Origin of the sequence: Nitrospira sp. (assembly GCA_016788885.1) — a bacterium.
GTDB lineage: Bacteria > Nitrospirota > Nitrospiria > Nitrospirales > Nitrospiraceae > Nitrospira_A.
Genome location: JAEURX010000041.1, coordinates 1 through 25,383, shown reverse-complemented (window position 1 = coordinate 25,383; position 25,383 = coordinate 1). Strand labels below are relative to the sequence as shown.

At 59.4% G+C, this 25,383-nt stretch carries 24 protein-coding genes and 2 tRNA genes; 20 read left to right on the top strand and 6 right to left on the bottom strand.

All coding sequences use genetic code 11. The features are described 5' to 3' along the window. Window positions 1-173 precede the first annotated feature (173 nt). From JNL86_11325 to JNL86_11305, 5 genes are all read left to right on the top strand, one after another. Window positions 174-1,682: a DUF2156 domain-containing protein gene (locus tag JNL86_11325; protein ID MBL8043496.1), complete on the top strand. Its 1,509-nt coding sequence runs from the start codon at window positions 174-176 to the stop codon at window positions 1,680-1,682. After that, window positions 1,679-4,780: a PAS domain S-box protein gene (locus JNL86_11320; GenBank protein ID MBL8043495.1), complete on the top strand. Its 3,102-nt coding sequence runs from the start codon at window positions 1,679-1,681 to the stop codon at window positions 4,778-4,780. The genes JNL86_11325 and JNL86_11320 overlap by 4 nt, the downstream gene beginning before the upstream one ends. A 118-nt stretch (window positions 4,781-4,898) precedes the next feature. Then, window positions 4,899-5,738, top strand: a complete 840-nt coding sequence (locus JNL86_11315; protein ID MBL8043494.1) for a CbbQ/NirQ/NorQ/GpvN family protein — start codon at window positions 4,899-4,901, stop codon at window positions 5,736-5,738. Window positions 5,739-5,810: 72 nt separating this feature from the next. Beyond that, window positions 5,811-6,113: a YggU family protein gene (locus JNL86_11310; GenBank protein ID MBL8043493.1), complete on the top strand. Its 303-nt coding sequence runs from the start codon at window positions 5,811-5,813 to the stop codon at window positions 6,111-6,113. Window positions 6,114-6,166: 53 nt separating this feature from the next. Further along, on the top strand, window positions 6,167-6,652 hold the full coding sequence (locus JNL86_11305; GenBank protein ID MBL8043492.1) for a hypothetical protein: 486 nt from the start codon (window positions 6,167-6,169) through the stop codon (window positions 6,650-6,652). Between the two features lie 32 nt (window positions 6,653-6,684). Here JNL86_11305 and JNL86_11300 read toward each other — a convergent pair whose 3' ends face one another. After that, a complete protein-coding gene (locus JNL86_11300; protein MBL8043491.1) occupies window positions 6,685-7,830 on the bottom strand; it encodes a M28 family peptidase in 1,146 nt (381 codons plus the stop codon). 104 nt (window positions 7,831-7,934) lie between these two features. Then, window positions 7,935-8,375: a ferredoxin:thioredoxin reductase gene (locus JNL86_11295; GenBank protein ID MBL8043490.1), complete on the bottom strand. Its 441-nt coding sequence runs from the start codon at window positions 8,373-8,375 to the stop codon at window positions 7,935-7,937. A 133-nt stretch (window positions 8,376-8,508) separates the two neighbouring features. Here JNL86_11295 and JNL86_11290 point away from each other — a divergent pair, with 133 nt between their 5' ends. From JNL86_11290 to folE, 9 genes are all read left to right on the top strand, one after another. Next, window positions 8,509-11,544: a VWA domain-containing protein gene (locus tag JNL86_11290; protein MBL8043489.1), complete on the top strand. Its 3,036-nt coding sequence runs from the start codon at window positions 8,509-8,511 to the stop codon at window positions 11,542-11,544. Between the two features lie 42 nt (window positions 11,545-11,586). Next, a complete protein-coding gene (locus JNL86_11285; GenBank protein ID MBL8043488.1) occupies window positions 11,587-11,997 on the top strand; it encodes a hypothetical protein in 411 nt (136 codons plus the stop codon). A 71-nt stretch (window positions 11,998-12,068) separates the two neighbouring features. Next, window positions 12,069-13,010, top strand: coding sequence for a malate dehydrogenase (gene mdh, locus JNL86_11280; GenBank protein MBL8043487.1), 942 nt, complete (start codon window positions 12,069-12,071; stop codon window positions 13,008-13,010). 182 nt (window positions 13,011-13,192) lie between these two features. After that, window positions 13,193-13,699: a urate hydroxylase PuuD gene (locus JNL86_11275; GenBank protein ID MBL8043486.1), complete on the top strand. Its 507-nt coding sequence runs from the start codon at window positions 13,193-13,195 to the stop codon at window positions 13,697-13,699. 253 nt (window positions 13,700-13,952) lie between these two features. Further along, window positions 13,953-15,254 carry an NADH-quinone oxidoreductase subunit NuoF gene (nuoF, locus tag JNL86_11270; GenBank protein ID MBL8043485.1) on the top strand — a complete coding sequence of 434 codons (1,302 nt, stop codon included), beginning with the start codon at window positions 13,953-13,955 and terminating at the stop codon, window positions 15,252-15,254. Between the two features lie 12 nt (window positions 15,255-15,266). Then, window positions 15,267-15,623 (top strand): (2Fe-2S)-binding protein, encoded by a 357-nt coding sequence (locus tag JNL86_11265; protein ID MBL8043484.1) that lies wholly within the window; start codon window positions 15,267-15,269, stop codon window positions 15,621-15,623. A gap of 63 nt (window positions 15,624-15,686) precedes the next feature. Then, window positions 15,687-16,007 (top strand): iron-sulfur cluster insertion protein ErpA, encoded by a 321-nt coding sequence (gene erpA, locus JNL86_11260; protein MBL8043483.1) that lies wholly within the window; start codon window positions 15,687-15,689, stop codon window positions 16,005-16,007. Window positions 16,008-16,132: 125 nt separating this feature from the next. Next, window positions 16,133-16,582, top strand: a complete 450-nt coding sequence (locus tag JNL86_11255) for a 6-carboxytetrahydropterin synthase (protein MBL8043482.1) — start codon at window positions 16,133-16,135, stop codon at window positions 16,580-16,582. Continuing rightward, a complete protein-coding gene (gene folE, locus JNL86_11250; protein MBL8043481.1) occupies window positions 16,575-17,210 on the top strand; it encodes a GTP cyclohydrolase I FolE in 636 nt (211 codons plus the stop codon). Before JNL86_11255 ends, folE begins: the two co-directional genes overlap by 8 nt. 4 nt (window positions 17,211-17,214) lie before the next feature. Here the strand turns inward: folE and JNL86_11245 are convergent, their stop codons facing one another. Then, a complete protein-coding gene (locus JNL86_11245; GenBank protein MBL8043480.1) occupies window positions 17,215-17,925 on the bottom strand; it encodes an alpha/beta fold hydrolase in 711 nt (236 codons plus the stop codon). Window positions 17,926-18,168: 243 nt separating this feature from the next. Here JNL86_11245 and JNL86_11240 point away from each other — a divergent pair, with 243 nt between their 5' ends. Next, window positions 18,169-19,476 (top strand): replication-associated recombination protein A, encoded by a 1,308-nt coding sequence (locus JNL86_11240; protein ID MBL8043479.1) that lies wholly within the window; start codon window positions 18,169-18,171, stop codon window positions 19,474-19,476. 41 nt (window positions 19,477-19,517) lie between these two features. Continuing rightward, entirely contained in the window at window positions 19,518-19,895 is a 378-nt protein-coding gene (locus JNL86_11235) for a PilZ domain-containing protein (protein MBL8043478.1), read from the top strand. Here JNL86_11235 and JNL86_11230 read toward each other — a convergent pair. Both JNL86_11230 and JNL86_11225 read right to left on the bottom strand, forming a co-directional pair. Further along, complete coding sequence (locus JNL86_11230; GenBank protein MBL8043477.1) at window positions 19,892-21,733, bottom strand: ATP-binding cassette domain-containing protein; 1,842 nt, start codon at window positions 21,731-21,733, stop codon at window positions 19,892-19,894. The two genes, JNL86_11235 and JNL86_11230, sit on opposite strands and share 4 nt — an antisense overlap. Before the next feature lie 157 nt (window positions 21,734-21,890). Beyond that, a tRNA-Ala gene (locus JNL86_11225) sits at window positions 21,891-21,966 on the bottom strand. A 482-nt stretch (window positions 21,967-22,448) separates the two neighbouring features. On the opposite strand from JNL86_11225, the gene JNL86_11220 reads away from it, so the two are divergent. The 4 genes from JNL86_11220 to JNL86_11205 all read left to right on the top strand — a co-directional run bounded on the left by JNL86_11220 (window position 22,449) and on the right by JNL86_11205 (window position 24,578). After that, complete coding sequence (locus tag JNL86_11220; GenBank protein MBL8043476.1) at window positions 22,449-23,771, top strand: adenylosuccinate synthase; 1,323 nt, start codon at window positions 22,449-22,451, stop codon at window positions 23,769-23,771. A gap of 111 nt (window positions 23,772-23,882) precedes the next feature. Beyond that, window positions 23,883-23,958 (top strand) — tRNA-Lys (locus tag JNL86_11215). 156 nt (window positions 23,959-24,114) lie between these two features. Then, entirely contained in the window at window positions 24,115-24,327 is a 213-nt protein-coding gene (locus JNL86_11210) for a hypothetical protein (protein MBL8043475.1), read from the top strand. Next, window positions 24,324-24,578 (top strand): type II toxin-antitoxin system RelE/ParE family toxin, encoded by a 255-nt coding sequence (locus tag JNL86_11205; protein MBL8043474.1) that lies wholly within the window; start codon window positions 24,324-24,326, stop codon window positions 24,576-24,578. Before JNL86_11210 ends, JNL86_11205 begins: the two co-directional genes overlap by 4 nt. A 136-nt stretch (window positions 24,579-24,714) precedes the next feature. Here the strand turns inward: JNL86_11205 and JNL86_11200 are convergent, their stop codons facing one another. After that, window positions 24,715-25,323, bottom strand: coding sequence for a replication initiation factor domain-containing protein (locus JNL86_11200; protein MBL8043473.1), 609 nt, complete (start codon window positions 25,321-25,323; stop codon window positions 24,715-24,717). Window positions 25,324-25,383 lie beyond the last annotated feature (60 nt).

Below are 25,383 nucleotides of genomic sequence, written 5' to 3'. Positions count from 1 at the left end.
CACTCGCGGTTTGGTTCGAGGTGGGACAAATCGTACCATGGCCTCCGACACCGGTACAAGTCGCCGCACCGGCGGGGGCTGCCTTTTCCTGTCCGGGGGCACGGTCTGGCGAGGGAAGGGTTCTTGAGCAGTAGGACACTTTGTGGGTTAGTGCTAGAATGCCGCCACAGCTCATGACGAGTCCATTCGTTCAAGCTTCCGCGGCGAGTCCGTCACGGCCCGTCGGTCAGTCCCTCCTGCAGATCGTGCCGAGCACGGCCTGTCTTCACTGTGACGTCTGTTGCCGATTCCCTGAGTCGACCAGTTTTCTACGCCCGTTCTTTACGGCGGACGAAATTCAGTCGGCGGTGAAGGCCGGTCTGTCACCGGGGCTATTTCCCGATGCGGAGGGCGCCCAAATCGAATTGGTGCCGAATCCGTCAGGCGAGGGCTATCTCTGTCCGGCATTTGATCCTGCCACCTCGGAGTGCCGCATCTATGCTGTGCGCCCACTCGACTGTCGGCTGTATCCCTTTGCCTTGATGTGGAATGCCGCGCATACAGAGGTGCTGCTCGGTTGGGATACGAAGTGTCCGTACATGCGAGACCTCCGCTCTGCCCCCATCGAGCAAGCGGCCGAGGACGTCGCGCAGTGGATCGAGGCGGAGGCCACCGTGGAGACGCTGGCGCGGTATCCCAGGCTGATCGGACGATTCCAGGATGATGTGATTGTGCTTCGCCCCTTGGCGCGGGTGACTGAACGTCTCCAACAGGGGAAGCTACGCGTGCGGACGCAGCCCTTGACCATTCAGGACCGTCCCCGGCTGGAGTCTGCCCTGGCCGAAAGCCCGGGCGCTCAGGAGACGCCTCTTGCAGCTGCCTCGTTGGCCTTTCATTACATCTGGCGCCATCGCCTGACTTATTCCTGGGCCGACCTGCACGGGCATCTGTGCCTGTTTGCCGATTCACCGGACGGAATCTTTCTGGTCCTCCCTCCGCTTGGCAAGGGACCGGTCGTTGATTCAGTGGCTGCGGCGTTTCGCTTTATGCGTGAGCGAAATGGACAGTCCCCAGTCACGAGAATGGACAATGTCCCGGAGGCGTCCGTCGCGGAACTGCGCGCTGCGGGATATGTCGTGACGGCGAGGGAACCGGATTATCTCTATGCGGCCGCCGACATGGCCGAGCTTGCCGGGGATGCGTATCGATCGCCTCGAGCGGCCTGTAACCGGTTTCTCCGTGAGCAGGGAGGAGTATTCGAGCCCTATGACCCACGTGATCGACTGGCCTGTCTGAGCCTGTTCCAACAGTGGCGTGAACAGAAGCAGCAGGCCGGGACAGACGATTGGGCCCAGGCCCTGCTGGAGGATGCTTCAGGGGCTCATGAGGCGGCGCTGTCTGGGTATGAGGAATTAGGCTTGACCGGGGCGGTGGTGCGAGTCGAAGGACGGATTCGAGCCTACTCCATGGGGATGTGGCTGAACGAGTCGGTGTTCTGTGTCTTGCTGGAAGTGGCGGATCGGGATATGGTGGGGGCAGGGCCGTTCATATTTCGTGAATTCTGTCGCCAAGCTCGCGACAAAGGGGCATGGTGGATCAATACCATGGATGATTCCGGTCTCCCGAGTCTGGCTCGCGCCAAACACTGGTATCGTCCTGCGCGATTGTTGCCCAATTACACTGTGACGGAGCCTCGACGATGACTGCGTCCTCCCCTGCCGCGTCCTCACGCCGTTCGTATCCTTGGTTGCCCGTCTTGATCGTCGGGATGACGATCGTGGCGTTCGTGATTGGGGTCGTCATGCTGCGCTCGATCGAAGTGCGGATGGTGGAGGCGACGGGAGAAAATCTCACGCTCGCCTCGGCGGAGATAGCGGATAAGCTCGACCGCCTGCTCTTTGAACGGCACGCCGATGTGCGCATGATGGCCCGAGCGTTCTCGGACCGTTCCGCTGATCGGAAGTATATCAATGAATATCTGCAGTGGATGAAGGAAACCTACGCGCCGGTCTATTTGTGGCTGGGGGTAACCGATCCTCATGGACGCATGGTGGCTTCGACGGACTCTGCGACCATCGGTCTGGACTATGGCCGGAGCGGCTGGTTCGAGCGTGTCCGCGATACCGGAACGGTGCAGGTCGACGAAGTCGAAATCCACGAATCGAATAACAAGATCGAGTCGATCGCCTTCACGGCTCCCATCGTCAACGCGAGTGGTCAGTTTCTCGGAGCGGTCACGACCCGCATCGGACTGCCGATGCTGGAGGACGTTCTGATCGAGACGGTGCGTGAAATTCAGCAGACCGAAGGCGCGGCGGGGCCATTCGAGTATCAATTTTTGACCAAGGCCGGTGTGGTGTTTGTCGATTCCGCGTCGGCCGCGGTGGAGCGGACCAATCTTCGCGAGCTGGGGTTGCCCTCGGTACTGCTGAGCGGATCGGGCAAGGCCGGGTACGTCGAGGAAATGCATGTGCGCCGTCGTGTGCCGGTGGTGACGGGATATTCACAGACCAAGGGGTATAGCGAGTATTCGGGGTTGCAGTGGACGATTCTTTTGCGGATCGATCGCGACGTCATTCTTCTGCCGATCCGGGCGATGATGTGGAAGTTGGGCATTGCCGGTGTGGTGGTCTGGATTCCGATGGTGGGATTGCTGCTCTGGGCCACCGGACGACTGCGTGATCAGCATCGGCAGGCGCAACAAGAGAGTGAATGGGCACGGGCCGCAGAAGCGGCGCTGTTGCAAAGCCAGGAACGCAATCGGGTCATTGTCGACACGGCGCTGGATGCCGTCATTTCCATGGACGCGGGGGGCATCATTACCGATTGGAATGCCCAGGCCGTCAACATCTTCGGATGGGAACGGGAGGAAGCGCTCGGTCGCCGTGTATCGGAAACAGTGATTCCCGCGCGCGACCGGGAAGCACATGAACGCGGGTTGCGCCATTTCCTGGAGAGTGGACAAGGTGCGTTGCTCAATCGACGGATCGAGATGATGGGCAATCATCGAGATGGCCACGAATTCCCCGTGGAAATTACCATCTCACCCGCCAGATTGGGCGATGCGTACATTTTCAGCGCCTTCATCCGGGACATTACGGCCCGCAAGCGGACTGAGCGGCAGCTGGCCTCTCAATATGCCGTCACCCGCGTGTTGGCCGAATCACGGACGTTGGAGGAAGCCGGTCCGAAAATTCTCCAGGCGATCTGTGAAAGTCTGGAATGGGAACTGGGTATTTTCTGGCGGCTGGACCGGCAAAGCAGTGTGTTGCGCTGCTTGGATGTCTGGCAATCACCGGGGCTGAATGCCGAAGAGTTTGTGCTGGAGACCTGGCAGCATACGTTTTCGATCGGCCAGGGGCTTCCAGGACGGATTTGGCAGGCAGGGGAGCCCACCTGGATCAAGGATGTGGTGCAAGAGGCGAATTTCCCTCGCGGCGCAGCGGCCTCCCGGGTCGGGTTGCATGGTGCGTTTGGATTTCCTGTGCGAGTCGGCACGGAGGTAGAGGGCATCATCGAGTTGTTCCGGCGCGAAATCAAACAGCCGGATGAACAGTTGTTGAAAATGGTGGCCGATGTCGGGCTCAAGATCGGGCAATTCGGCGATCGGGCCCGGGCTGAGGAGGCCTTGCGCCGCACGGAGGCGCAGCTCCAGCAGTCGCAGAAGATGGAGGCCGTCGGACGACTGGCCGGCGGGGTCGCCCACGACTTCAATAACATGCTGACGGTGATTCGAGGGTACAGCGAATTGGTGTTGAGCCGGCTCTCATCGACCGATGGATTCAGGAAGGAGCTGGAAGAGGTCAAAAAGGCGGCGGATCGTGCCTCCGGTCTCACGGGGCAGTTGCTGGCCTTCAGCCGGCGGCAGTTCATTGCGCCGAAGGTGTTGGACCTGAATTCCGTGATCCACAACATGGAGGGCATGCTCAGGCGATTGCTGGGCGAGGACATCGTGGAGCTGTGTACGGTGCTCGACTCCGGGTTAGGGCAGGTGAAGGCGGATCCCGGACAGGTCGAACAGGTCATCATGAATCTGGCCGTGAATGCGCGTGATGCCATGCCGAGCGGCGGCCGATTGACCGTGGAAACGGCCAACGTCCACTTTGGCCCGCGCCGGAATCGTCCGCCGATGGGCGCCGAGCCAGGCTCCTATATTGCGCTGATTGTGCGCGATACGGGACATGGGATGGACGAGGATACGCAGTCGCACGTGTTTGAGCCATTTTTTACCACCAAGGAAAAGGGCAAGGGGACGGGGCTCGGTTTGTCGACCGTGTACGGCATCGTCAAGCAGAGCGGTGGGTTCATCGAAGTGGAGAGCAAGCCGAGTCGTGGTGCTACCTTCAAAATATTCTTCCCTCGTGTGGAAGCCGCTAGTCAGGAGGCCGAATCGGTGGCCGTCGGCGGTGACTCGGTTCGAGGGCGTGAGACGGTGTTGCTGGTGGAGGATGAACCGGGGGTTCGGCGGTTGGTCAATGAAACACTGCGGCTCCATGGGTATACCGTGTTGGAGGCTCGCCACGGGATTGAAGCTTTGCTCACCGGCGCCAAGCACGCGGGGCCGATTCATTTGCTCCTCACGGATGTCGTGATGCCGCAAATGAGCGGCCCTGAAGTCGCTGAGAAGCTGGCGACGGTTCGTCCGGAGGTCAAGGTGCTGTACATGTCGGGCTACCCGGACCATCCGGCCTTCTCCAAAGGCGGCATCGATACCGAACATTCGTTCCTGCAAAAGCCCTTCACCCCGACGACACTGGCACAAAAGGTTCGTGAAGTGTTGGATGGCTCAAAGGTCGGCTGATGGGTGGACCGCGTCTGGCTTCTCCTGTGCGATCACGCCGATCGCTTGAACTTCCTGCTCGTTTCCGTTTATCGTGGCGCACCGTGCTGACGACTCAATTTACTGTAGGGGTGTGGCGATGAACGAGGGGCGAATGGCGACGGCTTCGAAAGGGCAGGAACAAGAGATCGACCGGTATCGGATCGCACAGGAGCCCTTTTATGCCGACGTGCGGGGCGAGGTTGGGCTGTTCACCATCGCCGCCAAGAGCCGGATGCCGGTCATGCTCAAGGGCCCGACCGGCTGCGGGAAAACACGGTTCGTCCAACACATGGCCTACCGGTTGGGGCGGCCCCTCATCACCGTGGCTTGCCATGAAGACCTCACTGCGTCCGATCTCGTCGGCCGGTACCTCTTGAAGGGCCAGGAGACGGTATGGATGGACGGCCCGCTCACCCTTGGAGTGAAGCAAGGAGCGATCGTCTACCTGGACGAGATCGTCGAAGCCCGCAAAGACACCACGGTTATTATCCATCCTCTGAGTGATGACCGTCGGCTCCTACCGATCGAGAAGAAGGGGCAGGTCATCGAGGCGGTCGATGATTTCATGCTGGTTATCTCCTACAACCCCGGCTACCAAAGTATTCTCAAAGATCTGAAACAAAGCACCAAGCAACGATTCATGGCCATCGAGTTCGACTATCCGGTGCCGGAGATCGAGGCGCAGGTTGTGGAACGTGAGGCGGGTGTGAGCCCCGAGATCGCGCAACGGCTCGTGAAGGTTGCCGGGAAAGTCCGCAATCTGAAGAATCACGGGCTCGAAGAGGGCGTCAGCACCAGACTGCTCATTTACGCTGCAACGTTGATCAAGCAAGGCATTCCGGCTGAGCGTGCCTGCGATGTGGCCCTTGCCCGTCCGATCACCGATGATCCGGACATGTTGCGCAGCATCGTCGAAGTCGTGAAGGCAGTGTTCTGAACCGGGTGCCGGCTGTGGCCCCTGGTCCGTAAGCACGTCGTGAGCAGCACTGATCCTCAGCGGACGCGCCAGATTCCCATCGCGGAAGACATCATTCGTACCACTCCCGAGGGCGCCGTTATTGCGGTGCATGTTCAGCCAAAAGCTTCCCAGACGCAGTGTGTCGGGCTACACGGGCACGCGGTGAAGATTCGTGTGGCGGCGCCGCCGTCTGACGGGGTGGCGAACGAAGAGTTGTGCCGGTTTCTTGCCCGGCTGTGCCAGGTTCCGCCGAGTGCGGTCGTCATCCTTAGCGGGGCGGGAAGTCGTCAGAAACGAGTATTGGTGAAGGGCCGTTCCGCGGAACAGGTGCGCGCACAACTTCGACTCGAATGAGGCTCAAAGAGACAGGTCCAACGCGACCGTAGGGGAGAGCGATGGGAGGCCCTATGCAGAATGACGTGTATGCCAGGCGGGAGCGGCGCATCTCTAGTTTGGCGCGGATCGGGGAGCGGGGCGCTCAAGGCATCAGTGGTCTCATGATACTTGCTGTAGTCGCCTGCGCAGGCCCAGAGCCGATTCTCAAGTCGACCACCTATTTGCAGCTTCATGGAAAAGATCAGGCGGAGCGCGAGGCAGCCGTGTGCGGCCTGAAAGCCGAACGCTCTGGCTTAGCACATGGGACGAACCGCAGCGGGAACGTTGGTGCCGGCGCGACTCTTGGGCTCATTGGCGGGGCGGCGGTGGGGGCTTCTGCCGGGTTGGTCGGCGGGCCTACCGGAATTGCTATCGGCGCGGCCGCAGGGGGTGCAGTCGGCACAGTATTAGGCCTGCTGGCGGGAACCTACAAGCCACTTCAGCCTGGGCAGGAGTATGCCGCGTTCGTTGAACGGTGCTTGAAGGAAAAGGGATACGAGACCGAAGGGTGGCAATGATCAGGTCGGCCCGGGTTTGACGTCTCGATCGGTTAAAAGGTAAAGCACCCCGAATAATCGGCGATCAAGCACTGGATCCGAATAGAAATCCGTTCCATCCGATCCAACTGTTGTCGAGTGGGCGCGGATCCATCCACTGCCCGCAGCCACTCAACATCCTGCTTCAGTTTCCTCAACGACCAGCGTGACGTTCCCGGTATGAGTGTGTGCTCGTGAATCGCCTGCTCCGCGATGCCGCGGAATGAGGCGACTTCATCGGCGAACTCCACTCGATGCGGGTCGAATGTATATACGGCCTCGTCCTGCCCCATCTGTGCCAGGAGCTGACGCAGCCACTCAACCGTGGCGGCCATTCGATCATAGTGGAGCGTGCTGGCGACGTCGCCTGCTGTGTGGTAGCGGGGTGAGCGCGCGGCGGACAGAAAGAGGAATGGAATCTGATGGTTGCGGAACACGTCATAGTCGCTAAAGGCCTTGTGTCCGTGATCGGGAATTTCTTCGACGAGGTGGATTCCGACCGGGAAGACGGTGAGGGATGGAACCGACGTGCGGGTGACGTGCTGATAGAATGCCGGGCTTTTCTCCGCTCCAGTGGCAAAGATGGCATTCTTGAGCGGCGTCCAATGCACGCCTCCCATCAGGTCCATGATGATCGCGGCATGAAGGTTGTCTGTGTGGCCGATTTCCGGGGGCAAGTGATGAAAGAGAAACTGTGAGCCCATGTCGGCGGTGCCAAAGTACGGAGACTCCTCGCTGTTGAAGGCCACGAACAGGATGCCGTAGTGCGAGAGGCGTGGAAGGTTTCTGGCCGTTTCAATCAGGATCGCGATGGAGGAGGCGTTATCGTCGGCCCCAAGGAAGGGATAGCCCAGATGGTCATAATGGGCGCCGATCACAATCCAGTGCGTGTGGTGAGTGTGGGCAGTCGGCGGGATGGCGCCCATGATATTGTCGCCCATCCGGGCTGAAATGATCTGCCGATAACCGCCGAGGGAGGGGAGTGGTTGCAGGCCGACCGCGCGAAACTGGTCCTCGATGTATTGTGCAGCCTGGCGGTTGCCGATGCTGCCTGGTTGGCGACCGGCAAGGTCTGGGCTGGCTAAGAAGGAGACGTGTTCATGGAGCAGTCGGCCGGAGGGGCTGGTCACCGGTAAGGCACGCGGATCGATCGCCTCCATCGTGTGGAGACACCCTGTCGTGATGGCGGAGAGCAGGACGAACAGGATCCAGTGCGTGGGGATCGGGACCCGTGGGCATTGGAACCAGCCGCCTCTGCCCACGACTAGACCGAGGGCTCCGAGGGAGAGGCGGGAGTGGAGTCTGTGGCTGCCATGGGCAACGCCTTGTGTCGGAGTGCTCGGCCCTTCTCCGGAGTCGGGTCGGGAACAAGGCCATAACATTGGCGTCCTTCGTGGTCCTCGGGCAGGTATTCTGTGATGGGCATCCCCTCCTCGTTCACGAAGAGCAGGCAGTGGCAGTATTTATAGATCTGCATTTCGTCGCAGGCACACATCCAGCGCCGCAACTTGGCTTCGGCTTGTTTGTCCGGATAGAAGTTGCAGGGGCAGAGAGGCTTGCCCAATTCGTCGATGTGCGCGGCCAGCCCTAGGACGACGGCATTGGTGACCGCCGGATTCGGATGCATGCTCGTGCCGCTCTTTTCGGCGAAGCCTTTGACATACTTCCACATTTTTTCGAGACTTTCTTTGCTTGGCTCAGCCATTCCGTCCCCCGCCTTCCACTCGTCCAGGTAAAAGTCTGCCGGTCACTCCGCGTCCCACTCGGCCGGACACAGTTTACAAGCGAAATTGTGTCCTTTACAATCCACGACTTCCCTTAAAACGGACTCTTCAACCATGGCGTCTGGGCGTGCGTCCCAACAACTTCTTGACCTGCTGGCCGACCAATTGGGGCCCGATTCTGCCTTGGCAGTGGTGACCGCCGTCGCCCAGTCGTCTCGCAGGCCCGATACCGTGGACGGCGTGTTGGTGCTGCTGGAAGAGCTTACGGATGAGGCTCCGAAAGCGGCGAAGGGAGCGATTGATGCCCTGGCGGAACTCCAGCGGCGGGACCTGCTCGCCGATGTATTGTCCTGGCTCGATTTGGGTGTGGCCCTTGCTGCGGACTCCGGGGCATTGGCCCTGCGATTCTTCAAGGAGAGTCCGCTCCTCCTGGGTTTGCTCGAACCCGCTCAGCGACAGGTCGTACTGACGGCAGGGCTGGAACTTGCCGATCGACAAGCCAATGTGGCGGTGGAGTTTATGCGGATTGCGCCGGAGGTCATCCGGGTGTTGCCGCCGGAAGACTGGCCCACTTGGCTGGACCTGGCCTGTGAATTAGCGGAGACGGACTTTGCCTTGGCGGTGGAATATATCCGGCAGATTCCCTCGATCGCTCCTGTATTGATGCCGGAGGTGGTGCGGCCTTGGGTGCGGTTCGGAATGAAGTTGATCGTCGACAACAGCCTCGGCAAGCCGGACTACTTGGGGTCGTTGGAGTTTTACCGGACGAGTCCCTCCATCTTGAAGGACATTGCCGACTCGGGGCAGCGCCATCACGTCATTCGTCTTGGGGCACAGATGGCTGAGCGCTCGCCGGAAGCCGGCATTGCGGCGTTGGCTGAGGCGCCTGCAATCCTTCGGGGCTTGCCGAGTGACGAATGGCGGGCGCAGATGTTGCGCTATGGGATGTTGGTCGCCGAGCGTGACGCCGATACAGCCCTGGCCTATCTGCGGCGCTGTCCTGAGTTGATCGCCTTGATTGGCTCCGGTGACGGGGCCCTGGAAAAGTTCCAGGCCTGGTTTGCCTCGGGCATGGAGGTGTTGGAATACAGCCTGGACGGGGGCCGGGCGTATTTTGCGATGGAGTCGGAGAAGGCGTTGGGCGCAGTGTCCCAGGCGATGAGTGGTGTGCCGCTGCGACAGATCGCCCGACGCGTAAATCTGTTTGCTCAGGCGCTCTGCGGCCGGGATGTGCGAATTCACGATCTCCCTCATGCGCTTGAATCGGCCCAGCCGATGGTTCGCGCTACGGTCAGTGAAGACGGTCGGAGTATCGGGCTTCCCTCGATTGTCAGGCGGTATCCGACGTATGAGGACAATGTGCGACTCTATCTGGTGATGGCGGCACACGAAGCCGGCCATCTTGAGTTCGGCACATTCGATTTGCCCATCGCCCGATTGCAGGACCTTACCGAAGCGCTCACGCGACGATATGGTCGCAGGGTTTCAGCGGAAGCCCGCACCTTGGGAGATGTCTTCGCACGGTATCCCCAGCCAGGGCTGATCCGCGATCTCTGGGCCCTTGTCGAGGATGCTAGGGTGGAGTATCTGCTCCGTGCCGAATATCCGGGATTGAGCCGGGATTTGGCCGTGATTGCCAAAGACGCGGTGACTGTTCGAGGTCTGGCGCATGGGATGACGGTCCGAGAGATGGTCGTCGACCAGCTCCTCCTGCTGTCCACTGTCGAGGCAGACGCCGTTCAGATACCTGATCCGGTCAAGCGCGAGGTCACTGAGCTCTGGGAGCTCTGTCAGAACATTTTTCATTCCCACGCGAGTGCCGAGGAGGCGGTGCGACTTGCCGATCGGTTGTATGTGCGGATGGACGAGTTGCTCAAGGTTCGCCGGGAAGCCATCCCGAGTTCTGATGAGGCGGAGGCCCCGGAACAATCGATCCCTGCTCCTAAGTCCTCGGAAGACCTGTCCGATACGTATCGGCCTATGGACAACTGGGACTATCGCGGCGCGATGGATCCTAATCTGGTCCGAGATCGAACTGACTCGGCTTCCGATGATCGTGCACCGTCTGGCCAGGGTGACAGCGAGGGTGGCGCTGGTTTAGCCGGCGACTCCGGTGGGTCGTCGGGTGCGGGCACGGCACGATCACAACAAACGTCGCAGGAGATGTTGGTTGCCGGGCGACGCCCGCCGACCATGGTGGAAGAGATGTTGGCGGTAGAAGGCGAGGGAAGCCAACCGCAAGATGAGCACGCCGGGGCGGTGAGGGCGGTGCGGTACCACGAGTGGGATGCCGCTATTCAGGACTATCGCACGAACTGGTCTCGTGTGTTCGAACGGGACGCGGTCGAGGGAGCCTCCGAGTTTGTGGAAGAGACCTTGGCCGCCCAACGGGGGCCGGTCCGGCTGCTGAGGCGGTATTTTGAGAGTCTGCGTCCCCCAGGGTTCCGGCGCGTTCCCGGCCAAATAGACGGGGAAGAGTTGGACATGGATGCCCTCGTCGGCCGGCTTGCCGATCTGAAGGCAGGGATCGAGCCATCGGAACGGATCTATGTGCGGCGGGAGAAGCGGGAGCGCGAGGTGGCCGCAGCCTTCCTGGTCGACCTGAGCGGGTCCACCAGTCGACAGGTAGACGAAGGACGGCGAATCATCGACATTGAAAAGCAGGGGCTTGTGTTGCTGTGCGAGGCGCTGACTGCAATCGGCGACCAATTCGCCGTCTATGGGTATTCGGGACAGGGGCGGCATCAGGTCGATTTTGTGGTGATCAAAGGCTTCGATGAGCCGGTAACCGGACGAGCGGGCGCCAAACTGGGAGGGATCCTTCCGCTCCAACAAAATCGTGACGGGGCCGCGATCCGGCATGCTTCGAGTAAGTTGCTGGCCCGTCAGGCCAAGACGCGATTACTGGTGGTCATCAGCGACGGGCGCCCCCTGGACGACGGCTATAAAGACGAATACGCGCTGGAGGACACACGCATGGCGTTGCGGGAAGCCCGCGCGAGTGGCATCGAGCCGGTCTGCATCACCATCGACAAGCAGGCGGACCCGTATCTGCGGCGGATGTACGGGGACGTACGGTACGTCGTGATTGATCGTGTCGAGGGGTTGCCGGAGAAGCTGCCGAGGATTTACCATCGGCTGACCGCCTGACCGGTCAGTCCAACGGATGTTCAGTATTGGAGCATAGTCACGATGTTTGAACAGTCACCACGACCGACTGTACCGCCCTGGCTGTACAAGCTGTTCACGGGACATCAGTATCCCTATGTCCGGCGGCAGGCGAAATTTGCGAATCGAAACATCAAGCCGGGCGAAGAACGGCCTGAGCCGACGCGGGAAGAGATCGACGCAAAGTTCTGGGAAATTTACCCGCGTTGTACGGCCAAGCTTTTGGAGGAAGTGAAGGCCGGCATGATCGTGGTGTTTCACGAACTCGGCGAATATCCACCGGGCGGCTATCAGGGACTGGTGGACGCGCCGGAAGCGTTTCTCGCGGCGACGTATGGAAAGAAGAAAATCAAAGTGAATTTTTATGACGGGGACAATTTCGTCTGCACGATCAATTTCAAGGTCGGTGGCTGGACGGGTCATGAACACGCGTGAAGGGTAAACGGTAGGTGCAAAGGGGGCTTTGCGCCTGACGTTTCACGTTTCACGCTTCACGAGGTGGGATGATGGGACGACCAAAGATTACGGTAGTGGGTGCGGGGAATGTCGGGGGAACGGTCGCGCAGCGGTTGGCCGAGAAGGATGCGTACGAGGTCGTGCTCGTCGACATTGTCCCGGGGATACCCCAGGGAAAGGCGTTGGATATTACCCAGGCCGGCCCGGTATGCGGCTACAGCACCAGAGTTGTCGGGACGAACGGTTACGACGAGACTGCAGGGTCGTCCATCGCCGTGATCACCTCGGGGATCCCTCGCAAGCCAGGAATGAGCCGTGATGAACTGTTGGCGACGAATGCCAAGATCGTCAGGTCGGTTGTGCAGGAATTGGTGTCTCGTTCGCCGAATATTATTCTGCTGCTCGTCACGAATCCGCTGGACGCCATGGTGCATGTGGCACGCCAGGTCAGCGGGCTGTCGAAATCGCGCGTGCTCGGGATGGCAGGGGTGCTGGATACCGCACGACTGCGGTCCTTCGTTGCGGAGGAATTGCATGTCTTCGGGACGGATGTGCAGGCGATGGTGTTAGGCGGGCACGGGGACACGATGGTCCCGCTGGTGCGGCAAACGACGGTGGCCGGCACACCCATCACCGACCGGTTGTCGCAGGAGCGGCTGGCCGCGTTGATCAAGCGGACGCAAGACGGCGGGGCGGAGATTGTGGGATTGCTCAAGACCGGTAGCGCGTTTTATGCGCCGTCCGCCGCGGCGGTGGATATGGTTGAGTCGATCATGAACGATCAGAAACGGGTGCTGCCTTGTGCGATGTTGTGCGAAGGGGAATACGGATTAAAGGGCGTCATTGTCGGTGTGCCCGTGACCTTGGGGCGCGCCGGTGGAGAGTCCATTGTGGAATACGATCTGACGACCGAGGAGCGCCGCGCGTTACAGGCCTCTGCGGATGCCGTGCGAGAGCTCTGTGCGGTGGTCGATCGTTTGCTGACGGCCTAGCCACAGGCTTCAGTGCGATAGGGCGCGCCGGTTCTTGACAAGCCTCGGCAGCCTACAGTAGAGAACGTGGCTGGCAGTAAACCGTTACAGTTGGGGGGCGTATGAAATTTCTGGAGGATCCGTATCAGACATTGGGCGCTGGTCTTGCGCTCGCTGTCGGATTAATAGTCGTCTATCTAGGGATGGCGGGAGTGGGCGCGGGCGAGGCCGACTGGTTCGGACTGGTCGTTCGCTGGGTTCATTTCCTGGCCGGGATTACCTGGATCGGACTGTTGTATTTCTTCAACCTGATCAATGCGGGCTTTCTCAAGAGCTTGGATGGACCGACGAAGAACATCGTCATCCCGAAGCTGATGCCTGCAGCACTGAACTGGTTCCGCCATGGCGCCACGGTCACCGTTCTTGCGGGGATCGTGCTCTATGGCTACCTCTATGCGAAGGGAGGGACCGGGGCCATCGCTCTGGGGATCGGCGGGCTGCTCGGTATCATCATGATGGGAAACGTGCATGGAGTGATCTGGCCGAATCAGAAGAAGGTGATCGCGGCAGTGGCCGCTGCCGCGCAGGGGACGCCGGCTCCGCCGGAGATGGCCCAGTGGGGTAAGACCGCCTTGTATGCCTCGCGGATCAACTTCCTGCTGTCCATTCCGATGCTGTTCTTCATGGGCGCGGGAAGCCACCTGAAGTAGCAAGGTCTGTGACGGAAATGTTGGGGATTGGTTGTCCGAAAGGGTGATCAGTCCCCTTTTTCTTGCTGTCATCCTTGCCGGGAGTTACTGGCGGACCTCGGCGAGCCTTTGGGCCGAGCCGGTGTAGGTCTATCAGGCCTAACTGATTGAGATTGAGGCCTAATCAGGCGAACGTGGCTTGACGCCTCTTGAAGAGCAGCCGTATAGTAGCTACCTGCTAACCTGGGGGCGATAACCCCCGAAAGGGAACAACGTGACCCTACCTCAACCACGGGTATTGCAGAAACTTGACGGGGCGCCTTGGGAAATCGATCCCTACCTCAAGACCGGCGGCTACGACGCCTGGCGAAAGTGTTTGAAGGACCTCACGCCGGCTGACGTCGTTGGAGAAATCAAAAAAGCCGGTCTGCGTGGACGGGGCGGAGCCGGTTTCCCAACCGGGATCAAGTGGGACAAGGTGCTGAACCATCGGGTGCAGGAACGGTACTTTGTCTGCAATGCCGGTGAGCATGAGCCGGGGACCTTCAAAGACCGTCATCTCCTCAAGCATATCCCGCATCAATTGATCGAGGGTTGCCTGATCGCGTCGCGAACCGTCAACGCCAAGGCGTCCTATATCTATGTGAATCATGAATATGAGGAAGAAGAAGCGAATCTGAGGAAAGCGATTGCTCAGGCGCGTGAGCGCGGCCTGCTGGGGAAGAATATTCTCGGCACGGGTGTTGATCTGGATTTGGAGGTGTTTTCCGGTCACGGCAGTTACGTGGCGGGCGAAGAGACGGCTATGTTGGAGTCGATGCAGGGGCGTCCGGCGATGCCTCGGCAGAAGCCTCCGTTCTACCCGACGGATTTCGGCCTCTACGGGAAACCGACGTTGGTCAACAACGTTGAAACCTTGTGCAACATTCCACAGATTTTGAAGAACGGGGCTGCTTGGTTCACGCAGGTTGGGACCGAGAAGTGCCCGGGGACGATGCTCTTCTCGCTCAGCGGTTCGGTCAATCGGCCTGGCGTGTACGAAATGCCGATGGGCATCACGATTCGGGATCTGATCGAGACCTGCGGCGGAGGCGTTCCGAATGGACGTAAGATCAAAGCGGTGTTTCCCGGTGGCCCGGCGTTCTCGATGGTGACGGCCGACCAGCTGGATTTGCCGATGGATTTCGATTCGCTCAAGAAGGCCGGGACCGGGCTTGGTTCGGCCGGGACCATTGTGATTGACGATGCCACCTGCATGGTGGCGGCAACCCTGAAGTATTCCAATTTCTTCAAGGGTGAAAGTTGCGGACAATGTCCCCCGTGCCGGATGGGTACGATCAACCTTGCCACACTGGTCGAGAAGATCGAACGGGGCGAGGGCAGCCGGAAGGACTTGGATTCACTGCTGCAGCTCTGCGGATTTGTGAAGGGGACGGGGTATTGCACGCTCATTACCGGTGCTGCAGTCTTGGTGCAGAGCAGTCTCCGATTGTTCCAGCATGAGTTTGAAGAGCACATTCGGCAGCAGCGCTGTCCCTATCAGCCTGCGCGGACCGGGGCTGGTGCGAATAGCTGAGGAGGCCCTGGGATGCCGCATGTGAGTTTTCTTCATTCCCAGGGACGAAGCGGGAAGGTCGACGCGAATCTCACGTTGTTGGAGGCGGCCAAGGCTCTCGGCTTCCAACTGAATCACGATTGCGGCGGCAATGCATCGTGTACGACATGCCGAGTTGAGGTCCAGACAGGCGGGAATAATCTGTCCGAGATCGACTTTGACGAACAGGATTTATTGGACCGGGAAGCCTTGTCCGAACCGTGGCATCGGCTTGGGTGCCAGGCACGGGTGCTGGGTGACGTCGTGGTCAGGGTTCCCGAGACCAAATGGGCGCAAGCGACGACCGGTTCCCCGAATCAGGTTGAGAAAAAAGGGGGCGGGCTTCCGTAAGCTCCCGCAAGATGGTAGAGTAAGACAACGTGCCGAACACGTAGCCCAGAAGGAGGAACAACGATGGTAACGATTACGCAATTGGCCGAGCAGAAGATAAAAGAACTCATGACCGAAGAAAAAGATGTCGTCGGGCTGCGGATTTATGTCCGTGGCGGAGGCTGTCACGGATATCAGTACGGGATGGCTTTCGAGTCGAAAATGGCCGACGACGATACGGTCATTGAGAAGGGTGACGTGAAGGTCATCATGGATTCCCAGAGCGCACCGCTGCTGCAGGGGGCGGAAGTGGATTATGTCGATAGCTTGCAGGGATCGGGATTTTCCATCAAGAATCCCCAAGCGAAGACCACCTGTGGGTGTGGCAGCTCCTTCAGTGCGTAAGAGTTCCGGTTCTACAGCCGGAGTGTCGTGTATTGAGTGAACCATCAAGCCGGGAGTGGCTCCCTTCCTAACGGGTAGCCCTCCCGGCTTGTTCGTTGTGTCGATTTGTCGGGGGTGTCGTCCGGATGTCACAGGCCACCGTCACGCGGCGGTATCGGTTTTGCGCCGCCCATCGTCTGCATACCGATCAATTGTCGGTGGAAGAAAACCGGACCATCTTCGGCAAGTGCAACAATCCCAACGGGCACGGTCATAACTACGTGGTCTTCGTCTCCGTCCGGGGCGACATTGATCCACGCACCCACCAGGTGTTGGATGTGTCGAAGCTGGATGCCGTGGTTGAACGGATCGTCGTGCAGCGTTTCGACCATCAGGACTTAAACCTTGATTCAGGGTTTACCAGCCAGACTACGACCGGCGAAAATCTGGTGCTGTTGATCTGGGATCTGCTCGTGAACGAGGTTCCGTCGGGGCGGCTTGTCAAGGTGGGTGTGATCGAGACGCGAGACAACTACTTCGAATATTCCGGGTCCGCAGAACATGCGCGGGCAGAAGATGGAGTGAGGCATGGCTAAAGTGGTTTCCGGGTCCCGCGCCAGGCGGTCGAAGGTGGCCGATGAGGCGGCCAGTCAGGATCCGATCGAAGGGCTGATGACGCAACTCCTCGTAGAGGTGGGGGAAGATCCCGACCGCAACGGACTGCTGAATACGCCGAAGCGCGTCGCCAAGGCCATGCGCTTTATGACGCAGGGATACCGCCAGGATATCGATCATTTGCTCAATGGCGCGCTCTTCCCCATCGAGTACGATGAGATGGTGATTGTCAAAGATATCGATTTCTTCAGCATGTGCGAACATCACCTGCTCCCGTTCTTCGGCAAGTGTCATGTGGGCTATCTGCCGAACAAGAAAGTCGTAGGCCTCAGCAAGATTCCGCGAGTCGTCGATGCATTTAGCCGGCGCTTGCAGGTGCAGGAACGCTTGACCGTGCAGATCGCTGAAACGCTCAAGAGGAAGTTGAATGCGCATGGCGTGGCGGTAGTCATGGAGGCCCGGCACCTCTGCATGATGATGCGAGGCGTGGAGAAGCAGAATACCGTGGCGGTCAGCAGTTCGATGCTAGGCGTCTTTCGGACTCAACAGCAGACGCGGGAAGAGTTCTTGAAGTTGATTCGCGGCAGTAGTGTGAGAGACGGAAACTAGTCGCTCATGCTTCGTGTGATTTCTGTAGACCCTCGACGAACCCCCGCAGCACTTCGTTAAAGACCTCAGGTTGTTCGCGATTACTCACGTGTCCGGCGGCTGGTATGACGGCTAGCCGGGCACCGGGGATTTCGCGCGCCATCAACTCCGCATCGGCATGGGGGGTGGTGAAGTCTTCTTGGCCGACCACCACGAGCGTCGGGCAGGTGATGGCCTGGAGCTGTGCCACCGAGTCGAGACGGTCTGCCATGGCCATCAGGTCGACCACGATGCCGCTCACCGGTGTCTGCTGGATCGTTTGGCGAATGTACTCCACCAAGTCGGGCTTGTGCTGAAGCGATGTTGCGCCGAGCAGTTTCGGCAGCATGATGTCCGCCACGGCGCCGGCCCCTTTCCCGTAGGCAGTCTGAGCGAGATGGAAACGTCCAGTGCGACCCTCTGGACTATCCGCTTGGGCTCGGGTATCCGCCAATACCAAGGCCAGGAGGCGATGGCGGTGTTGTCTAGAGAACGCGAGGCTGACATACCCTCCCATGGAGAGTCCCACCAGAATGGCTTGAGGAACGGCCAGGTGATCGAGGAGGGCAGCCACGTCATCGGCATAGTGGTTGAGGGAAAACGACCAGAGCGGCGCATCCGACTCGCCGTGGCCACGGAAATCGAGCGTGATGGTTCTGAAATGCGACGAGAGTGTCGCCACTTGTGGCGCCCACATGGAGCGATTCAACGGAAAAGCGTGGAGAAAAACGACTGGGACACCCATCCCGTGGTCATCGTACGCGAGCCGGATACCATGGGCGTGGAAAAACATCGAGAAGTCCTTGATGTGGCAGTTGCGCAGTCGTTCGTAGCACTGCCCGGTGGGAGAATCAAGAGGTTGCTGAATTGCAGGACTGCGGTTTGCGGTGATTCCGGTGCGGCGTATAGAATGCACTCGTCGTCTTGAGGGGGAGCGATGATGTCAGCCCATGATTCCACAGGTGATCTTTTTGCTGTCCCTCGGACATCGGTGCCTGCAGGGAGGGTGCCGTTGGCGGAACGCCTGCGTCCTCGACACTTCGATGATCTGGTGGGGCAGGATGATGTGGTGGGGACGGGGCGCCCGCTGCGACAAGCTATTGAGCAGGATCGATTGTCGTCCGTGATTTTCTGGGGGCCGCCGGGTTGCGGAAAAACCACCTTGGCGGGGCTGGTCGCGCAATACACGAAATCGCAGTTCGTGCCGTTCTCGGCCGTCACCGGAGGTATTCCGGAACTGCGCGAGATCATCAAGGCTGCGGAGCAGCGGCGAGCCGTGGGGCGGGCGACCACGCTCTTCGTGGACGAAATTCACCGCTTCAACAAGGCACAACAAGATGCCTTTTTGCCTCATGTCGAGCGCGGGACGGTCGTACTTATCGGGGCAACCACCGAAAATCCATCTTTTGAACTGATCGCGCCCCTGCTCTCCCGCTCGCTCGTGGTGGTGCTCAAGCCGCTGACGGCAGAGGCGCTCGGTGTGATTCTTGACCGTGCCGTTGCCGATTTCGAGCGCGGTCTGGGTTCCCTCCGACTGACCGTACAGCCTGCGGCCCGTGAACGGTTGATCGCATTCGGCAATGGTGATGCGCGGAGTTTATTGACTACGCTGGAGTTTGTGGCCGGTCAGACTCCGGAGGGCCGGGATGGGACAAGAACCATCGACGAACGCCTCCTGGATACCGCGTTGCTCGCGCAATCCCTGCGCTATGACAAATCGGGGGAGGAGCATTACAATCTTGTATCGGCCTACATTAAGAGTCTGCGCGATTCAGATCCGAATGGGGCGTTGTATTGGCTGGCGCGAATGCTGGAAGGGGGAGAAAATCCTCGATTCATCGCTCGCCGTATGGTGATTTTTGCGTCGGAGGATGTCGGCAATGCCGATCCCCAGGCGCTGCTGGTTGCCAATGCTGTCGCCCAGGCCGTGGAGTTCGTGGGCCTTCCCGAGGCGCAGATCAACCTGGCGCATGGGACGACCTATCTGGCTTCATGCCCGAAGGATAACGCGTCGTATGTGGGGCTGCAGGAGGCCCGTCGTGATGCTCGGCAATATGGCAATCTTGGCGTGCCGCTGCACCTGCGAAATGCGGTGACCTCACTGATGAAAGACATCGGGTATGGCCAGGGGTATCGATATGTGCATGATGATCCGGCAGCACGCGGTGACCAAAGCCATCTTCCCGATTCGCTGAAGGGGGCGCGATATTATCGTCCCCGGACGTCCGACGACGAAGAAAGGGGCTAGACAAACCTGCTGTTCCGGTTATACTGGGCGCCGAGGTGCCGATGCCGCGTCAGTCTCATTCAGCCGAGAGTGTCACCGAACGCCGGAAGTATGTCCGTGCGACCCTGGTCGGGTCGGCCCTGGTCTCGCCTCAGAGCGGCGCCAAGGGGTTTACGGCGGTGCTCAACAACGTCAATAAAATCGGTGCAGGCCTCCATTCCAAGGAAACCCTGCCGATCGGTGCAAAGATCACCGTGTCGTTGGCGTTCCTGGATCCCGATCTGGTCGAGCAGCAGGAGAAGTTGACTGCCACAGTGGCCTGGGCCAAACCCTGGGAGAAGGGAACGTTGCTTGGGGTGGTGTGGGATGATCTGGTGACGAAAGAAAAGAACCGCTGGCTGTACTACTATCTTGAAGAGACGTTGAAGTCGGGCACCTAACCGGCTGCCGTCAGTTTTTCCCGAACCTCTTGCAGTTCTTCCGACAACGATTCCCAGCGAGCCGTGAGACGCTCCAGCTCTTTTTTCCAACTTTCCTGTTCCCGCTGAAGTTCGCTCCACCGACCCAATTCCTGATAGAGTTCGGGATCGGCCAGTTCCTGCTCGCGCGCCTTGACCTTACTTTCCATAGAGGCGATTTCGGATTCCGCGCGTGAGACCTGCTTCTCGAGGCGTGCCTGCGTTTTGCTCAAGTCGCGCCGTTCACCGCCCTGAGATTTCGGTTGCACTTGCGAGGCCATGGCCTTCGTGGGGCCGGCGGACTTGTCGGCCTTGGCGGCGGCGAGTTCCGCGCTGCTTTCCTTGATCGACTCGAACTCCTGTGCCTTTTTCCATAAATAATATTCGTAGTCACCAAGATAATTCTTGGCCTGGCCGTCGTCCACTTCCACGATGAGCGTCGCGACGCGGGCGAGGAATGTGGGGTCGTGCGAAATAAAAATGATGGTGCCGGGAAAATCCGTCATGGCGTCGGTCAGCATATCCACCGACGCGGGGTCGAGGTGATTGGTCGGCTCGTCGAGTAACAGGGTATTGGCGGGTTCCACCAGCATGCGTGCCAGGGCTACGCGGTTGCGCTCGCCTCCGCTGAGGGCTTTGATGGGTTTCTTCTGGTCGTCGCCTGAAAACAAAAAAGCACCGGCAATGCCGCGGAGAAAATTCGTTTCCGCCTGAGCGGAGACTTCGGCGAGGGACTCCAGGATGGTGTCGTCCGGGGTCAACGATTCGGCCTGATGCTGGGCGAAGTAGTGGAGCGTGACTCCGTGTCCGACGTGGCGTGACCCCTTTTCGAACGGCAACACTCCGGCGAGCATCTTGAGCAACGTGCTCTTGCCGGCGCCATTTTCTCCCACCAGCGCGATGCGTTGCCCGCGTTCCACCGTGAAATTCAGAGACCGGTAAATGATCTTCTCGCCGTAACTCTTGGCCACGCCTTTGAGTTCCAGCACGTGTCGACCGCTGGCGGCCGGCAGGGGAAACTTGAAGCGCACGCGCCTGGTGTCGCGTTGCCGCTCGATCAGCTTGACCTTGTCCAGTTGCTTGATGCGCGACTGTACCTGTTTGGCTTTATTCGCCTGGTACCGAAAGCGGTCGATGAAGTTTTGGACGCGGGCCACTTCTTTGCTCTGGCGGTTCGCGGCCGCTTCGATCTGGGCATCCCTGGCTGCACGGAGCTCTTGAAACTTGGTGTAGTTACCGCGGTATTCCTGCAGTGTGCGATCGCGGAGTTCCCAGATGTGGGTGGCGATGCCGTCGAGGAATTTCGTATCGTGGCTGATCACCAGGAGCGTGAGGTTCGAATCAAGCAGGAATCGTTCAAACCAGCGCTGAGTGGGTTTGTCCAAGTGGTTCGTCGGCTCGTCCAGCATGAGCACATCGGGGTTCGAGAGGAGCAAATGTGCCAGTGCGACTCGCATCCGGTAGCCGCCGGAGAGATTTTCGAGCGGCCGGGCAAAGTCGGCTTCCGAAAATCCCAGACCAGCGAGGATTCGCTCGGCCTCATGCTCCGGGTAGATGTCCCGGTGGACGGCATCGAGCACGGTTTTTCCGACGATCGTTTCCAACTCCTGCGGGAGATAGCCGATGCGCAATCGCGGGCGTTTGCGAATGTTGCCCTTGTCGGGAGACTCCTCGCCCAGGATCATCCGAAAGAGCGTGGTCTTTCCGGCTCCGTTCGGGCCCACGAGTCCCACGCGTGCGCCGGGGCGCAGGTGGGCGGTGGCTCCTTCGAGCAGGACTTTGGTCGAAAATTGTTTATGGACGGATTCGAGCTGAAGCATGGGGCAGTGTGACTCGGTGTAAGGGGTGATTAGTCTGGCGAGGTCCCTGCTACGGAGCGTCAGCGTTCAGGGAAGCGCCGGCTGTCGGCTACGCCGAGGCTGGTCGAGATGGGGTATCCCCGCACACATTCGGAGTGTTGGTCGGACAAGCTTGATTTGGTGGAGCTGGCCGGGATTGAACCGGCGACCTCGTGAATGCCATTCACGCGCGCTCCCAACTGCGCCACAGCCCCACGCAAGCTTGCATCTGTATGTGCACAGGCACCGGAAAACACGAGCACGGGTGCAGATGTAACTCTGCAATCTAGCATGGCCGGTTTTTGTCAGTCAAGAAAAGGGTGGTACGGAGGCGACGCTCGTTCCTCCTTTTGTGCTCCCGCAACACGCGGCTTCGGAAAGCCCTTGTTGGACACGCGCAGGAATTAGGGAGACAGAGCATCGCCTCCTCGGGAATAGGAGCACGGGAGTGTGGAACTCGCACGATCGGAATGTGCCCGCTCAATGCGCGCAGTGAAGACCCAAGTGCTTTTGCCTTCCCTACAAAGGGAGGTACGGGATGCGCACAGAAAACGGTACGGCAGCCCGTGCCTTGAAAACGCTGCTTGACAAACCAAGAGGCGAATCCTACCATGATGCCCTTCCGGCTCTGATCAGCACGCGGTCAGGGCTTTTTTTTCGAGTACAGCAGGCAACGAAGGAACAGAGGCAGCGAACAATGGCGAATCTCGTCATCATCGGGTCCCAATGGGGCGACGAAGGCAAAGGGAAGATCGTCGACATCCTTGCCAAGGATGCCGATCTGGTTGTGCGGTACCAGGGGGGCTCCAATGCCGGCCATACCGTCATCAATAAACGGGATACGTTCATTTTCCATCTGATCCCGTCGGGGATTTTGTATCGCGGCACCCGGTGTCTGATTGGGAATGGCGTCGTGGTCGATCCCGGTGCGTTGATCGAAGAAATGGACCATTTGCAAGGACAGGGCGTGAAGATCGCGAAGAACTTTGCCGTCAGCGATCGTGCCCACTTGATCCTGCCCTATCACAAGGCGATTGATAAAGCGTCCGAGCAGTCGAAAGGGGTGCGACGCATCGGCACCACTGGGCGCGGCATCGGGCCGTCCTATGGTGACAAGATGGCGCGCATTGGGATTCGGATGGGTGATCTGCTCAATCCGTCGCTGTTCAAGCAAAAGCTCGAAGAGAACCTTGTCGACATCAATTGGCTGTTGGAACAGCTTCACAAGGTGGACTGTTTTGAATTGGAGAAGGTATACCAGCAGTACATGGGGTATGCCGATCGATTGAAGAGTTACATCATCGATACGACCCTGGTCGTCAATAAGGCGGTAGATGCCGGGAAGACCGTCCTGTTTGAAGGAGCGCAAGGTACCCACCTGGACGTGGATTTCGGCACCTATCCCTACGTGACCTCGTCGAGTTCTTCGGCCGGTGGTGCCTGTACGGGGACGGGTGTGGGCCCCACGAAAATCGATGCGGTGATGGGTATCACCAAGGCCTATACGACGCGTGTCGGCAGCGGTCCGTTCCCGACTGAGTTGACCGACGAAGTGGGCGGGTGGTTGCAGGAGCGCGGAAAAGAATTCGGTGCAACGACCGGTCGTGCCCGCCGTTGCGGGTGGTTCGACAGTGTCATCGTTCGTCATGCCACCAGAGTGAATGGCCTGGCTTCGCTGGCCGTGACGAAGTTGGATGTGTTGGATGGGTGTAAAGAGCTCAAGGTCTGCACCGGCTACCGTGTGGACGGCAAGATCCATCGAGAGATGCCGTCGGACTTGCTGGCGTTGACGAATTGCGAGCCGGTGTATGAACGGGTCCGTGGCTGGAGTGCTCCGACGACCGGCGTAACGACCTACAAGAAGTTGCCCACAGAAGCGAAGCGGTATCTCTCGCGGATCGAGGAGTTGTCCGAGTGCCGGATCGATATGATTTCTACCGGCTCGCGCCGCGACGAAACCATCATGCTCAACAATCCGCTTAAGGCCGGCCGTCGTGTCCGGTCGAAACGTTCACGGTAAGCAGTGCGCGGTTTCGGCGGCGATGACTCGCCGTAGCGAACTGTCATGTGTCAGTGGTATGATCCCCCCGCCACGAGTCCCAACCGAAAATCGTGGCCTCCGTGCGTTGGAGAGTCGGTAGCTCAGTCGGTAGAGCATCGCCCTTTTAAGGCGAGGGTCCTGGGTTCGAATCCCAGCCGACTCACCACCATAAATCACATCACGCGTGCGCGATGTCGCGCCTCAAATGAGGGTGGTGATATTCGCTAGCCCATCGCACTCTAACAACATTAGCGGCCTGATAGGTGGGTCTTCTAGTCTTTGAGGCAGCCATTCTGGCGACACATAGGAAGGAGAGGCTGATATGAAAGTTGCAGATGCAACGGCCAAGGTGTTCGTCACGGCGTTTGAGGCCTTGCCGAAAGGAGAGCGCGATGCGGTCTTGCGTCAGATCCTCTCCACTCCAAATCTCCGAATGGACGTGATCGATGTGGCTCGCTGGCAGGAACGTCGCAGCGAGCGGGCCGTTCCGTATGAAAATGTCCGCAGAAAACTCAGAAAGGCCGGTCGGTTGTGACGTACCAGCTCCTTATCAAGCCGTCGGCGAGAAAGGAGCTTGAACAGCTGAGCGATTCAATTCTGCGGCGCATAGACGAGGCGATTGTTAAGCTATCGAATCATCCCCGCCCGGTAGGGAGTAAAAAGCTGGTGGGGGCTCCACTCTATCGAATCCGTATCGGTACGTATAGAGTGGTCTACGAGATCGACGACAATCGAAAGACCGTGACGATCGTGACCGTTGGTCATCGCGGTGATGTGTATCGATGAATCTTCGCGGCTCCACTTTCAACTGGCCCACCATCCAAAACTAAACTCGCGAGACCTCAGGCTTTTGATACTGCCCAAGCAGGCCCTATGCGGAGAGGCAAGGGATGGGGCAGGGCAGTATGGTCACGAAGGTACTTCATTTCACATGGCGCGGGGCCGCCACCTGCTTCTCATTGACCATCGGACTTCCTGAAATCCCTCCGTCAGGAGGGCGTGCCACTCCAGCATGGAAGCGCGGTGGCGGTCTTCTTCTTCGGCGTCTATTGGGGCACCCGAAATACAGGGTCTCCCCAGTGCGGGTTCCCTCACGATGATTGGAAGCTTGGATGACTTTGAATTGCTTCGATCGGCTCACTAATTGTCCGGCCTCCACGGCGAGGCGCACGGTCTCCACTGCGACAGAGGCCTCCCGGTCGTCCAGCGCCACATCGATGCGGGTCACATGGCCCTTCTGGGTAAAGATCCAGGCCAACACCGTCTTCAATTTGGTCTCATCCCACTGGGAGACGATTCCGGCGGACAGATCCACATGCACTTCCTTGGGATTGCGAGGAGCACCCGTCCCCAGTTTCCCGACGCCCGTTTTGCCTTCCGTCATCAATTGCGCCACGGGATAGCCGCGAAAGCCCGTCTCACTCTGAAACCAGTCGCCACCGATGAGCTTGGTTACCTCAGCAACCTCCGCTTTTGGCAGGGTGAAGGCGAGCCAATCGATGGTTTGGGTGAACCCTCCGGAACCCGTCATTTCTTCCTCCTTGGGGTCTGTGCGATAGACGCCCCCGTCTTACCAAGTCGGGGGCGGGGC

What these genes read in the sequence shown, in the direction of transcription:
- folE (MBL8043481.1), top strand. Translation starts at nt 16,575, where the DNA reads ATGGCTAAAGTGGTTTCCGGGTCCCGCGCCAGGCGGTCGAAGGTGGCC.
- JNL86_11210 (MBL8043475.1), top strand. Translation starts at nt 24,115, where the DNA reads ATGAAAGTTGCAGATGCAACGGCCAAGGTGTTCGTCACGGCGTTTGAG.
- JNL86_11295 (MBL8043490.1), bottom strand. Translation starts at nt 8,375, where the DNA reads ATGGCTGAGCCAAGCAAAGAAAGTCTCGAAAAAATGTGGAAGTATGTC.
- JNL86_11255 (MBL8043482.1), top strand. Translation starts at nt 16,133, where the DNA reads ATGTCACAGGCCACCGTCACGCGGCGGTATCGGTTTTGCGCCGCCCAT.
- JNL86_11230 (MBL8043477.1), bottom strand. Translation starts at nt 21,733, where the DNA reads ATGCTTCAGCTCGAATCCGTCCATAAACAATTTTCGACCAAAGTCCTG.
- JNL86_11275 (MBL8043486.1), top strand. Translation starts at nt 13,193, where the DNA reads ATGGCGGGAGTGGGCGCGGGCGAGGCCGACTGGTTCGGACTGGTCGTT.
- JNL86_11315 (MBL8043494.1), top strand. Translation starts at nt 4,899, where the DNA reads ATGAACGAGGGGCGAATGGCGACGGCTTCGAAAGGGCAGGAACAAGAG.
- JNL86_11220 (MBL8043476.1), top strand. Translation starts at nt 22,449, where the DNA reads ATGGCGAATCTCGTCATCATCGGGTCCCAATGGGGCGACGAAGGCAAA.
- JNL86_11235 (MBL8043478.1), top strand. Translation starts at nt 19,518, where the DNA reads ATGCCGCGTCAGTCTCATTCAGCCGAGAGTGTCACCGAACGCCGGAAG.
- JNL86_11305 (MBL8043492.1), top strand. Translation starts at nt 6,167, where the DNA reads ATGCAGAATGACGTGTATGCCAGGCGGGAGCGGCGCATCTCTAGTTTG.
- JNL86_11240 (MBL8043479.1), top strand. Translation starts at nt 18,169, where the DNA reads ATGTCAGCCCATGATTCCACAGGTGATCTTTTTGCTGTCCCTCGGACA.
- JNL86_11320 (MBL8043495.1), top strand. Translation starts at nt 1,679, where the DNA reads ATGACTGCGTCCTCCCCTGCCGCGTCCTCACGCCGTTCGTATCCTTGG.
- JNL86_11300 (MBL8043491.1), bottom strand. Translation starts at nt 7,830, where the DNA reads ATGGAGGCGATCGATCCGCGTGCCTTACCGGTGACCAGCCCCTCCGGC.
- JNL86_11245 (MBL8043480.1), bottom strand. Translation starts at nt 17,925, where the DNA reads ATGTGGGCGCCACAAGTGGCGACACTCTCGTCGCATTTCAGAACCATC.
- JNL86_11290 (MBL8043489.1), top strand. Translation starts at nt 8,509, where the DNA reads ATGGCGTCTGGGCGTGCGTCCCAACAACTTCTTGACCTGCTGGCCGAC.
- JNL86_11325 (MBL8043496.1), top strand. Translation starts at nt 174, where the DNA reads ATGACGAGTCCATTCGTTCAAGCTTCCGCGGCGAGTCCGTCACGGCCC.
- mdh (MBL8043487.1), top strand. Translation starts at nt 12,069, where the DNA reads ATGGGACGACCAAAGATTACGGTAGTGGGTGCGGGGAATGTCGGGGGA.
- JNL86_11285 (MBL8043488.1), top strand. Translation starts at nt 11,587, where the DNA reads ATGTTTGAACAGTCACCACGACCGACTGTACCGCCCTGGCTGTACAAG.
- JNL86_11200 (MBL8043473.1), bottom strand. Translation starts at nt 25,323, where the DNA reads ATGACGGGTTCCGGAGGGTTCACCCAAACCATCGATTGGCTCGCCTTC.
- erpA (MBL8043483.1), top strand. Translation starts at nt 15,687, where the DNA reads ATGGTAACGATTACGCAATTGGCCGAGCAGAAGATAAAAGAACTCATG.
- JNL86_11265 (MBL8043484.1), top strand. Translation starts at nt 15,267, where the DNA reads ATGCCGCATGTGAGTTTTCTTCATTCCCAGGGACGAAGCGGGAAGGTC.